This is a genomic window from Rhizobium gallicum bv. gallicum R602sp (assembly GCF_000816845.1).
GTDB classification, from domain to species: Bacteria; Pseudomonadota; Alphaproteobacteria; order Rhizobiales; family Rhizobiaceae; genus Rhizobium; species Rhizobium gallicum.
In genome coordinates this window covers 3,806,514-3,818,547 of sequence record NZ_CP006877.1, presented here as the reverse complement: position 1 = coordinate 3,818,547, position 12,034 = coordinate 3,806,514, and the positions used below count along the sequence as shown (strand labels likewise).

The window sequence follows — 12,034 nt, the reverse complement described above, 5'->3', positions numbered from 1 at the left end:
GCGCAATTTTTTATCTGGAATCATTCAAAAATATGGGCCATTTGCCGCAGTTGGTGCTAAAGCGTGAAGTAAGGGTTGACGCGCGATCGTCCGCTCAGCAAAACCGTCGCGCGATACTGGAGCACATGCATGGATTTCGAAGGATTTTTTAGGAGCGAGCTGGACGGGCTTCACAAGGAAGGCCGCTATCGGGTTTTCGCCGATCTCGAGCGTCATCGCGGCAACTTTCCGCGCGCCACGCGCCACACGGCTGACGGTCAGAAGGACGTTACCGTCTGGTGTTCCAACGACTATCTCGGCATGGGCCAGAACCCGAAGGTGATCGAGGCGATGAAGAACGCCATCGACCACTGTGGCGCGGGTGCGGGAGGCACCCGGAATATCTCTGGCACTAATCACTACCATGTGCTGCTCGAGCGCGAGCTGGCCGATCTGCACGGCAAGGAAGCAGCACTGATCTTCACCTCCGGCTATGTCTCCAACTGGGCGTCGCTCGGCACGCTCGGCGCCAGGATCCCCGGGCTGATCATCTTCTCCGACGCGCTGAACCATGCCTCGATGATCGAAGGCATCCGCCATGCGAAATGCGGCAAGGTGATCTGGAAGCACAACGACGTCGCCGATCTCGAAGCCAAGCTTGCGGCCGCCGATCCGAAGGCGCCGAAGCTGATCGCCTTCGAATCCGTCTATTCGATGGATGGCGATATCGCGCCGATCAAGGAGATCTGCGATCTCGCCGACAAATATGGCGCGATGACCTATCTCGACGAAGTGCATGCCGTCGGCATGTATGGTCCGCGCGGCGGCGGCATTGCCGAGCGCGAGGGGCTGATGGACCGGCTGACCATCATCGAAGGCACGCTCGGCAAGGCCTTCGGCGTCATGGGCGGCTATATCGCCGCCTCAACGGCGCTGTGCGATTTCATCCGCTCGTTTGCCTCCGGCTTCATCTTCACGACGGCGCTGCCGCCGGCGCTTGCTGCCGGTGCGGTGGCCTCGATCCAGCACCTGAAAGTCAGCCAGTTCGAGCGCGCCCGCCATCAGGACCGGGTGCGCAAGCTGAGATCATTGCTTGACCAGCGCGGCATCCCGCATATGCCGAACCCGAGCCACATCGTGCCGGTCTTGGTCGGCGATGCGGCGAAGTGCAAATGGATCTCGGATCTGCTGCTCGACAATTTCGGCGTCTATGTCCAGCCGATCAACTATCCGACGGTGCCGAAGAAGACCGAACGGCTGCGCATCACCCCGACGCCGCTGCATTCCGATGCCGACATCGAACAGCTGGTCGCAGCACTCCACTCCCTCTGGTCGCGCTGCGCGCTCGCAAGGCAGGTCGCATAAAATCGATTGGCTTCGTGGTCATCGGGAAGAACAGCGCGAGGTCGCTGTCCGGCTGTGGGATAAGAATGCCGCAACAGGCCGCTCCTTGCGCCCATTAGTTCGCCCTTGCTGGCCTTGCGGCTCCGAAGATACGGATGGCGGACGACCGCGGTGGTCTGGATCTCATGGTAGCCACTCACCGGTGTTTATCATCGCAACAGGCATGTGTAATCGACAGCCGTTTCGAATTCGGCCAGCAGCGCTTTCGACGTCCCATTGCAGTCGCTGCGCACGTCGTTGCGATTGTGCACTTGCGTTCGCGCTGGTCGAGGCCGCCAATCGGCGGCCTGCCGTCAGGCGGCTTTTTCGTTGAGCGCAACCAGTTCGGCAGCAAGCCTGCGCGCTTCAGCGTCGGCCGCAAAGACGTCATCCATAGTGTGCGCGCCGCCCGTGCCGGCCATCCTGTCCATAACGGCTTCGACAATATCGGCCATTTGCAGGAAGCCGATCCGTTCGTCGACGAAGGCATGAAAGGCCACTTCCTCAGCAGCATTCATGATTGCCCCTTGCAAGCCGCCTCGCTCCAATGCCGTGCGCGCAAGCCTGAGAGCGGGGAAACGCTTTTCGTCCGGCGCTTCGAAGTCCAGACGAGAGAGCTTTGCGAAATCCAGGCGCTCGACATTCAGCTTCGGCCGGCGAGGATATTCCAACGCATAGCCGATCGCCGTTCGCATATCCGGGCTGCCGAGTTGGGCGATGATGGATCCATCGGTATAACCGACCATGGAATGGACGATAGATTGCGGATGCACGACCACCTCGATCTGGTCCGGGCGGACACAGAAGAGGTGCTTAGCCTCGATCATCTCCAGTGCCTTGTTGAACATCGAGGCACTGCCGATGGAGATTTTCAAGCCCATCGACCAATTCGGATGGGCGCGGGCGGTTGCCGCAGTCACATTCGCCATCTCGGCGCGCGACCAGGTGCGGAAAGGGCCGCCTGATGCCGTCAGGATGATCCGTTCGACGGCGTGCCGCTGATTTTCGTCAAGCGACTGGAAAATGGCGCTATGTTCGCTATCGACCGGGATCAACAGCCCGCCCCCCTTCAGCACCGCTTCGACAAAGAGATCGCCTGCTGAAACAAGGCACTCCTTGTTTGCCAGCGCGATCGCCGCACCCTTGCGCGCTGCCGCCAGTGTCGGCACCAGCCCCGCCGTGCCGACGATCGCGGCCATGACCCAGTCCGCTTCGATGTCGGCGGCTTCCGCTAGTCCTTGAGCACCGGCTGCGACGGCGATACCGCTGCCCGAGAGCGCGGCCTTCAGAGATCTGTATCTGCTGTCGCTTGCGGTGACTGCCAGCCGGGCGCCGGTCGATCTTGCCTGCTGCGCAAGAAGCTCAATATTTTCATTTCCGGTCACCACCGAAATTTCATAGCTCTCACGGCCGCCCAGCTGCTGGACGACATCGAGCGTATTTTGTCCGATCGAGCCCGTTGAACCGAAGATGCTGAGGCGCCGCGGCGCGTTTGTGCCGGTCGTCATGCGGGTTTTTTGCCGAAGATTTCCCATTAGCCTCTGGCTCTACAAGGCTTTGAAATGGGCGGCAAGTGTGCAGTGCAGCACTTTTCTACCGTTGAGTGGTTTACACGATGGGCTTCGGATGTGATCCTTATAACAATTCCTGCGGAATTTAACTCCGCAGTTGTTCTGCAGTCGCCGACGACTGATGTCGCGCTGCATTGGCAAATGGCATCAGATGCCGGGCCAGTTCACAAATCGGGAGGAGTTAAAAGGATGCGTGGAAGCGCATCAGCGGGTTTTTGCGCGGTGCGCGCTGAGTGCGATTGGATTTGATGACGACGTTGAAGAAAATACTATTGTCGGGCCTATGCCTTCTGGGGCCCCTTCCGGCCAAGGCGGACAATCTTTTGATCTGGGCACCAGTGCGGGTTTCCGAGCAGTCCTACAAGGCGACGATGGGTTTTCGCCTTCCGTTCGAATGGGAAACGAGCGCCGGCGCCGACCTGGCGCTCGCATCGACCGAGGGCGAGGCCATCCAGCCCGGCTCCGAACAAGCGACGTTTTGGGGAAAGATCACAAAGGCGCGCGTCACGCCGGCAGGCAAAGCGCAACAGGATGCAAGCATCCGGATCGATACGTTGCGCGGCAGTGGTTCGCTGATGCTGAGCCGCTCGCGCAGTTTTATTCTCTCTGACTCGCTCGACCTGCAGACAAGCCGGGCTGTCAGCGTCGGCTACGCTGCCGTCGAAACACGTCAGACGTCGGTGACGGCAACCCAGGCGCTGAAACTGATCTATCCATGGACTGGAACGTCAATTTCGGCAGGAAGCAGCGTGACGGATTTCGGCAAGGATTTTTCGAGTTCAGTGGGCGTCAGCCAGACTGTTCTTCCGAACCTCAATCTCAATGCTTCGGTGACCGATCCGCTTTCGTCGGAACGCTCAGCCAGCGTCAATGTCAACTACCGGGTAAGCTGGTAGGCGATCACGAGATCGACGGCTGCAACAAAGCCGGTTGCCTTTGCGTTTCTCTGCAATCCAACAGGAGGAACGATCATGGTTTTCAAGAAGGCTACATTCCACGGGAAGCAGCCTGGAATCGAAGCGGTGTCGGTCGATCATGCATCGCTTGAAAGGGCAGTGGCTGGCGCGCTTGCGACAGCTGGCGGCATCGACGCTTCAGACGTCGAAGTAACGGCCGAAGGCGACGACATCGTACTGACCGGCTCGGTTGGTACTGCCGATGAAATCGAACGCGCGACGGCCGTCGCGCGAGACGTTCAGGGCGTACGTGCTGTTCGGAACCGGATCCTGCTTGGTTGAATGCGCACGCAACACCATAAACCAGGACGAAAGATTGGTACTCGGCAGTTGGACCGCTGGCATGTGGGGCCTACATTGCATTTGCTGATTCAGCCGGCAAAGCGCTCGCTAAGGAATACCGAGCCATTGTCTGCGCCGCCCGCGCGGTCGGTCTTTTCTGTGGTGACTGGGCCGGACGACTGATGAGCGATTAAAAGCAACAGGCCACTGATCACGACGTAAGCTATCGCAACGATGGTCATCTTGGTACGCATGACGAAACACTCCCTGTTTCGCCCTCAACGCCAGCCCGATTTCAAAGTTCCCAAAGACGATATCGGGCGCCATTTGCTCGCTGTCGCTTTTCCGCCACTTGTCGGGAGAAAAGGACGCCGACCCGGGCCGATTTAGGCTGCGCCTTTGAAATGTCGGTTTGCGATGGGAGCAGTGTTGGCTGTCCGCAACATGCAACCAAGGCACGGCGCCATGACATGCAGATAAGGGGGAGACAGTTGGGATCATTCTTCGACGACGCACGTTATGTGTTTCAGAGTTTGTTCTTCGCCGGCTGAACCCAATGCCATAGCCATAATTTGAGTAAGGAGACCATGATGAAAAAGTCCATTGCGATGATAGTTGCCGCAGCGTCACTGGCTCAAGCCTGCGTGACGGCTGCATACGCAGCTGACACGATCCGGCGCTACCAAGAGCCAGACGCACGCGGCTACCAAGAGCCGGACGTACGCGGTGGGGTCAAGATTGGCCTCCTGACATGCGATGTCGGTGGGGGCCTCGGCTACGTGCTCGGTTCAGCGAAGGAGGCCGACTGCGTTTTTTCTTCGAGTGTTGGTCAGGAGATTTCCGATCACTATACCGGCGATATCAGAAAACTCGGTGTGGATCTCGGCTTTACGACGCGCAGCCGCCTCATTTGGGCTGTCTTCGCGCCGACTGCCGGCTATCATCGCGGCTCGCTCGGTGGCCTTTATGTCGGCGCCGTGGCTGAAGCCACGCTTGGCGCCGGTGTCGGTGCGAATGTCTTGGTCGGTGGTACCGCGGGATCGATCCATCTCCAGCCTCTCAGCGTAACAGGCCAGCTCGGTCTCAATATTGCAGCGGCCGGCGCGTCGATGACGCTAACCCCGGCCTGACAAATTGCATTAGGGCCCCTTTCGTCATCGGAAGGGGCGCCAAGCTTGGATGAGGAGTTTGATGGTTGATTCGGCAAATATAGCAAAAGCGTCCGCTGGAGCGTGTAAGGCTCGCGGTCTCGCGCTGTTTATGCCGGCTCGTGGGAAAATCAAAATCGTAAGCGCAACCGGTCAAGCGTGGAATCTTTCGATTTTCCGCGCGCGGGAATCAGCAGCAGCGGCATTAGAAGCCCTTTGCGGCCTCATGTCACGTCCTGAAATGTGCTGATATCGCACTGGCGCCTTACGAATTAGGATATAGTATAGTTAGTTTGATTGGAGCCAAAACGACCGATGGATGCACATTTTTGTGCATTGCTATAGACGGCCGACAGGTGTCCAATCAATTCACGAAACATATTGATTCTCAACGAAATGTTGTTTCCATTGCGGTGGTACGGCTATTTCGGGAGCCTGTGGCATAAACCTTGAATGGAGGGCCCATGCTGAATGAATCCGTGTTCGATGCGTTTACGCGTAACTATGAAACGCGACGCGAAACTGAGATGTCCATCACAGAATACTTGTCGCTCTGCAAGCAGGAGCCGCTTGCCTATGCCAACGCGACGGAGCGTCTCCTTGCAGCGATAGGCGAACCGGAGGTATTGGACACCGCCAAGGATCTACGTCTCGGCCGGGTCTTCATGAACAGGACGATCCGGACCTACCCGGCCTTCACTGGCTTTTACGGCATGGAGGAGACGATCGAGCGTATCGTTTCGTTCTTCACACATGCCGCACAGGGGCTCGAGGAGCGTAAGCAGATTCTTTATCTGCTCGGTCCGGTCGGCGGCGGCAAGTCGTCGCTAGCTGAACGATTAAAGCAGTTGATGGAAGTCCATCCGATCTTTGTGCTGAAGGCGGGCGAGGAGGTCAGTCCGGTCTTTGAAAGTCCGCTCAGCCTCTTTGATCCAGCCACAATGGGGTCGCTGCTCCTTGAGGAATACGGCATTCCGACGCGGCGGCTGACCGGGCTAATGAGCCCGTGGTGCCTGAAGCGGCTTGACGAGTTCGGTGGCGATATTTCCCAATTCCGCGTCGTCAGAATGCAGCCTTCGCGGTTGCGCCAGATCGCCATCGCCAAGACCGAGCCGGGCGACGAGAACAATCAGGATATTTCTTCCCTGGCGGGCAAGGTCGATATCCGCAAGCTTGAGACCTATTCCCAGAATGATCCGGACGCCTACAGCTATTCCGGCGCGCTCAACCGCGCCAACCAGGGCCTGCTGGAATTCGTCGAGATGTTCAAGGCGCCGATCAAGATGTTGCATCCCCTGCTGACAGCGACGCAGGAGGGAAATTACATTGGTACCGAAAATATCGGCGCCATTCCTTTTTCGGGCATTGTTCTTGCGCATTCCAACGAGGCCGAATGGCAGAGTTTCAAGGCGAACAAGAACAATGAAGCTTTCATCGACCGCATCTGCGTCATCAAGGTGCCGTATTGCCTCCGGGTCACCGAGGAGCAGAAGATCTACGAGAAACTGATCGAAGGGTCGGAACTCGCGGATGCTCCTTGTGCACCGGGGACGCTTAAAATGCTGGCGCGCTTTTCGGTGCTTTCGCGCTTGCGAAAGCATGAAAACTCGACATATTTTTCCAAGATGCGCACCTATGACGGCGAAAGCCTCAAGGAGACCGATCCGCGAGCCCGTAGTGTCCAGGAATATCGGGATGCAGGCGGCGTTGACGAGGGAATGGACGGAATATCGACACGTTTCGCCTTCAAAGTGCTCGCTTCGACCTTTAATCATCACACGAGCGAAGTGGGGGCCGATCCGGTTCATCTGATGTACGTTCTGGAACAGGCGATCCGCCGCGAGCAGTTTCCTGACGAGATCGAGAAACGCTACATGGAGTTCATCAAGGCCGAACTCGCACCGCGCTATGCGGAGTTCATCGGCAACGAGATTCAGAAAGCCTATCTGGAATCCTATGCCGATTACGGACAGAATCTTTTCGATCGCTACGTGGACTATGCCGATGCCTGGATCGAGGATGTGGACTTCAAGGATCCGGATACCGGCCAGCTTCTCGACCGGGAACTGCTCAATCAGGAGTTGACGAAGATTGAAAAGCCCGCGGGTATCGCCAACCCGAAGGACTTCCGAAACGAAATCGTCAAGTTCTGCTTGCGGTCGCGTGCAAACAACAGCGGGAAAAACCCGTCTTGGACGAGCTATGAAAAGATCAGGGAGGTGATCGAGAAACGCATGTTCTCGCAAGTCGAGGACCTGCTGCCAGTTATTTCGTTCGGCACAAAGAAGGACGGCGAAGCCGAAAAGAAACACAGTGAATTCGTTTCGCGCATGACCACGCGCGGCTACACCGAAAGACAGGTTCGGCGCCTAGTGGAATGGTACATGCGCGTTAAGCAGGCAAGTTAACGCTCACGCGGGAGCTATCATGCACATTGTCGACCGCCGGCTCAATCCGCGCGGTAAAAGCTTGGAAAATCGTCAACGGTTTCTTCGGCGCGCGAAAAGCGCCGTGCAGCAGGCGGTGAAACGTTCTCTGCAAAGCCGTAATATTCGGGACGTGCTCGACGGTGGCGAAATCACCCTGCCGATTGACGGCCTGACAGAGCCGGGTTTCCGCCGGGGCGAGGGCGGCATCAGCGATCAAATTCTGCCGGGAAACAGAGCCTTCGTTGAGGGGGACATCATCCCGCGGCCGCCTGGCAGGAGCGGCGGCAGGCCGAAGGAAGCAGGTGAAGGCGACGGCGAGGATGGTTTCCGCTTCGTGCTGACGCGCGAGGAGTTCCTCGACGTCTTTCTTGATGATCTGGAACTGCCCGATCTCGCCAAGCGGCGGCTGACGGAAACTGAGGAAGAAAGCCCTGTGCGGGCCGGTTATTCGGTATCCGGTTCACCGTCCAACATTGCCGTCGGCCGCACGACTCGGATGGCGATGATGCGACGGATCGCGCTTCGCCGCCCGCGCATCCAGGAGATGGAGGCACTTCGGCGTGAGATCGGCGAATGCGAAGACGACGAGAAGCGCCTGGCTCTTGAGGCTAAACTCAAAGCGTTGACGGAAAAAAGCCGGCGCATTCCTTATATCGATCCGCTCGATGTGCGCTATCGCCGCTTCGAAAGCGAGCCGAAACCGGTGGCGAAGGCCGTCATGTTCTGCCTGATGGACGTCTCCGGCTCTATGTCGGAGCATATGAAGGATCTTGCGAAGCGGTTCTACCTGCTGCTCTACCTTTTCCTGTCGCAGCGCTACAAGAAGGTCGAGATCGTCTTCATCCGCCATACGGACAAAGCCGAAGAAGTCGACGAGGAAACCTTCTTCTATGGTCCGGCGACGGGCGGTACGCTGGTATCAAGCGCACTTGCGGCGATGCGCACGATTGTCGCGGCGCGGTTCGATCCGGCAGAGTGGAACATCTATGCCGCCCAGGCTTCCGATGGTGACAACTCCTATTCGGACGGCACCATGACAGGGCAACTGCTGCGTCATGAGATTTTGCCGCTGTGCCAGTATTTCGCCTATATCGAGGTCGGCGAGGAAGACAGCGACTCCTCCGTGTCCCGCTCACCGCTCTGGACGCTTTACGAAGGGATCCGTGCCGAACAGGTGCCCCTGTCCATGCGCAAAGTGTGTCGGCGCAACGAAATATTCCCGGTCTTCCACGATCTCTTCCAGAAACGTGATGCACAGTCGAAGGTGGCGCCATGACGACCACGTCGATGTCAAAGCAGCGGTTGCTGTTTAACGGCGCCGACTGGGATTTTCCAACGCTCCAGCGCGTTCATGACGCCTGCGAGGAGATCGCGCTCGGCGAACTTGGCCTGGATGTCTACCCAAATCAGATCGAGGTCATCACTTCGGAACAGATGCTGGATGCCTACTCGTCGACCGGCATGCCGCTCTTCTACCGCCATTGGTCCTTCGGCAAGCATTTCGCCCATCACGAGGCTTTCTACCGTCGCGGGATGCGCGACCTTGCCTATGAAATTGTCATCAACAGTTCGCCCTGCATCTCCTATCTGATGGAGGAAAACTCGGCGACGATGCAGACCTTAGTTATCGCGCACGCCGCGTTCGGACATAATCACTTCTTCAAGAACAACTATCTCTTCCAACTCTGGACGGATGCCGATGGCATCCTCGACTACCTCAATTTCGCCAAGAGCTACATCGCCCGTTGCGAGGAGCGCTACGGCGAAGTCGAAGTCGAGCGCACGCTCGATGCCGCGCACGCGCTAATGTCGCATGGCGTGCATCGGCACGCCGGCAAGACGAAGGTCGACCTTCGTGACGAGGAGCGGCGGGAGCAGGAGCGCCGGGTCCACGAAGAGCAGGTGTTCAACGATCTTTGGCGCACTGTTCCCACCGGCAAGAAGCGCACGGCAGCCGATGTCGGCCTGGAGAAGCGGCGCCTCGCCCTTGGCCTTCCTCAGGACAACATCCTCTATTTCCTCGAAAAATCAGCACCATTGCTGCAGCCATGGCAGCGTGAGATTTTGCGCATCGTCCGCCATGTCGCGCAGTATTTTCACCCGCAGCGCCAGACCAAGGTGATGAATGAGGGAACGGCCACCTACGTCCACTACCGGATCATGAACAGGCTTCACGAGCGCGGGCAGATCAGCGACGGAAACTTCCTCGAATTCCTGAAATCACATGCCAATGTCGTGTTCCAGCCAAACTACGACGATCGTCGCTTCTCGGGCTTCAATCCCTATGCGCTGGGTTTTGCAATGATGCAGGATATCGAGCGGATCGTGACGGCACCGACGGAAGAGGACAGGGCGTGGTTTCCGGACATTGCCGGACAAGGCGATGCAATGTCGGTGCTGCGTGACATCTGGGCCGATTATCGGGACGAGAGTTTCATCAATCAGTTCCTGAGCCCCAACCTGATCCGCCAGTTGCGCCTTTTCCATCTTTACGACGACCCGGAGCAGGAAGAAGGAATTCTGGTTTCGGCAATCCACGACGAACGCGGCTATCGGCGCATCCGCCGTCAGCTTTCCCGCGAATACGACATCGGCTGGATCGACCCGGGAATAGACATCGTCGATGTCGATCTTGCCGGTGACCGCCGCCTTCTCTTGCGCCACAATGTCACGAATGATTGGTTTCTTCAGGAGGCCGATACGAAGCTCGTCCTGCAGCATCTCGCCAATCTTTGGGGCTATGACGTCTTGCTTCAGGAAATCGATAGTTCAAATGAAGTGGTGAAGGAACACACCGCCAGCCCTCGCAGGCCCATTCAGTGATGCACTATCCGTATCGAGGGCTTCCTCGGAATGTTTTGGTGATCCCGGCGCGATTCGAACGCGCGACCCCCAGATTAGGAATCTGATGCTCTATCCTGCTGAGCTACGGGACCACTCCGTGCCATGCATACAAAAGGCTTGGCGGGAAGCCAAGCTTTTTTGAGGCTCTTATCGCGTATAGATTTTCACGCGCCCAAACGCTGTTCGGCAAGGCGGACCCAATAAGAGATGCCGTGGGAAATGACTTCGTCGTTAAAATCATAGGCCGGATTATGAAGGCCTGCGCTGTCGCCGTTGCCGATGAAGATGAAAGCGCCGGGACGGGCGTTGAGCATATAGGAGAAATCCTCGCCTCCCATCATCGGATCGATTTCAGGATTGACGTTTGCTGCGCCTGCTATGTCGCTGGCGACGGCAATCGCATGGGTGGTCTCGGTGGCATGGTTGACGGTGACGGGATAGTTGCGGTGGAAACTGATATCGGCCTGCGCGCCATGGGCAGCGGCCAGGCCGTTGATGATCTGCTTCAAGCGTGTTTCCGCCAGATCACGGACTTCGGCGTCGAGCGTGCGGATCGTGCCGGCGATCTGCGCGTCATTCGGAATGACGTTGTGGGCGAAACCCGCATTGAACTTGGTAACCGAGACGACGACAGAACGCAGGGGATCAGCACTGCGCGAAGCGATCATCTGCAGGTTGGTGACGATCTGCGCACCGATCGCAATCGGGTCGATCGTACGGTGCGGCTGGGCGGCATGACCGCCGAGGCCCTTGATTGTCACCGTGAACTCGTCCGTTGCCGCCATGATCGCGCCTTGGCGGGTGGCGAACTGCCCGACGGGAAGGCCCGGCAGATTATGCATCCCGTACACCTCCTCGATACTGAAGCGCTCCATCATGCCGTCCTGGACCATCAGGTTGCCGCCGCCGCCGCCCTCTTCGGCCGGCTGGAAGATTACGGCGATGTTGCCGTTGAAGTTGCGGGTCTCGGCAAGATATTTCGCGGCGCCAAGCAGCATTGCCGTGTGGCCGTCATGTCCGCAGGCATGCATCTTGCCGGGTGTCGTCGAGGCCCAGGGCTTGCCGGTGATCTCCGTCATCGGCAGGGCGTCCATGTCGGCGCGGAGGCCGATCGTGCGGCTGCCCTCTCCCTTGCCCTTGATCAGGCCGACCACGCCGGTGCGGCCGATGCCGGTCACAATTTCGTCAACGCCGAACTCCCTGAGCTTGCCGGCAACGAAGGCCGCCGTGTTTTCGACCGCGAAAAGAAGCTCCGGCCGGGCGTGGATATAGCGGCGCCATTCGGCCACTTCGGCTTGCATTTCAGCGGCTCTGTTTAAAATCGGCATACGTAACTTCCTGTCGCGAAATCGGGTTGTCCGGCGGCTTGCGCAATGCTGCGCCGCGGAATAACTTATTCAATGACCTTTGCCATGTCATGGCCATATAAGCTAAATAGGTGA

10 protein-coding genes and 1 tRNA gene are annotated in these 12,034 nt (G+C 58.1%); 7 read left to right on the top strand and 4 right to left on the bottom strand.

The genetic code is table 11. The annotated features are described in order from the left end of the window. Positions 1-129 precede the first annotated feature (129 nt). A complete protein-coding gene (gene hemA / locus RGR602_RS18685; protein WP_039846317.1) occupies positions 130-1,344 on the top strand; it encodes a 5-aminolevulinate synthase in 1,215 nt (404 codons plus the stop codon). A 332-nt stretch (positions 1,345-1,676) separates the two neighbouring features. Here hemA and dxr read toward each other — a convergent pair whose 3' ends face one another. Then, positions 1,677-2,870, bottom strand: coding sequence for a 1-deoxy-D-xylulose-5-phosphate reductoisomerase (gene dxr / locus RGR602_RS18680; RefSeq protein ID WP_039846316.1), 1,194 nt, complete (start codon positions 2,868-2,870; stop codon positions 1,677-1,679). A 311-nt stretch (positions 2,871-3,181) separates the two neighbouring features. Here dxr and RGR602_RS18675 point away from each other — a divergent pair, with 311 nt between their 5' ends. Together RGR602_RS18675 and RGR602_RS18670 are read left to right on the top strand one after the other, a co-directional pair. After that, a complete protein-coding gene (locus RGR602_RS18675; RefSeq protein WP_052451617.1) occupies positions 3,182-3,829 on the top strand; it encodes a hypothetical protein in 648 nt (215 codons plus the stop codon). 75 nt (positions 3,830-3,904) lie between these two features. Next, a complete protein-coding gene (locus tag RGR602_RS18670; RefSeq protein ID WP_039846315.1) occupies positions 3,905-4,171 on the top strand; it encodes a BON domain-containing protein in 267 nt (88 codons plus the stop codon). 89 nt (positions 4,172-4,260) lie between these two features. On the opposite strand, the gene RGR602_RS37325 is transcribed toward RGR602_RS18670, so the two are convergent. After that, the gene (locus RGR602_RS37325; RefSeq protein WP_166677513.1) at positions 4,261-4,425 is read right to left on the bottom strand and encodes a hypothetical protein; all 165 of its coding nucleotides are present in this window, start codon (positions 4,423-4,425) and stop codon (positions 4,261-4,263) included. A 336-nt stretch (positions 4,426-4,761) separates the two neighbouring features. Here RGR602_RS37325 and RGR602_RS18665 point away from each other — a divergent pair, with 336 nt between their 5' ends. The 4 genes from RGR602_RS18665 (at position 4,762) to RGR602_RS18650 (ending at position 10,571) form a co-directional block, all read left to right on the top strand. Beyond that, on the top strand, positions 4,762-5,301 hold the full coding sequence (locus tag RGR602_RS18665; protein WP_039846314.1) for a DUF992 domain-containing protein: 540 nt from the start codon (positions 4,762-4,764) through the stop codon (positions 5,299-5,301). A 482-nt stretch (positions 5,302-5,783) separates the two neighbouring features. Further along, entirely contained in the window at positions 5,784-7,727 is a 1,944-nt protein-coding gene (locus RGR602_RS18660; RefSeq protein ID WP_039846313.1) for a PrkA family serine protein kinase, read from the top strand. 19 nt (positions 7,728-7,746) lie between these two features. Next, on the top strand, positions 7,747-9,024 hold the full coding sequence (locus tag RGR602_RS18655) for a YeaH/YhbH family protein (protein ID WP_039846312.1): 1,278 nt from the start codon (positions 7,747-7,749) through the stop codon (positions 9,022-9,024). Next, positions 9,021-10,571: a SpoVR family protein gene (locus tag RGR602_RS18650; RefSeq protein ID WP_039846311.1), complete on the top strand. Its 1,551-nt coding sequence runs from the start codon at positions 9,021-9,023 to the stop codon at positions 10,569-10,571. The genes RGR602_RS18655 and RGR602_RS18650 overlap by 4 nt, the downstream gene beginning before the upstream one ends. A gap of 36 nt (positions 10,572-10,607) precedes the next feature. On the opposite strand, the gene RGR602_RS18645 is transcribed toward RGR602_RS18650, so the two are convergent. Both RGR602_RS18645 and RGR602_RS18640 read right to left on the bottom strand, forming a co-directional pair. Beyond that, positions 10,608-10,684, bottom strand: a tRNA-Arg gene (locus tag RGR602_RS18645). 72 nt (positions 10,685-10,756) lie between these two features. Further along, positions 10,757-11,920, bottom strand: coding sequence for a M20 aminoacylase family protein (locus tag RGR602_RS18640; protein WP_039846310.1), 1,164 nt, complete (start codon positions 11,918-11,920; stop codon positions 10,757-10,759). Between the last annotated feature and the right edge of the window lie 114 nt (positions 11,921-12,034).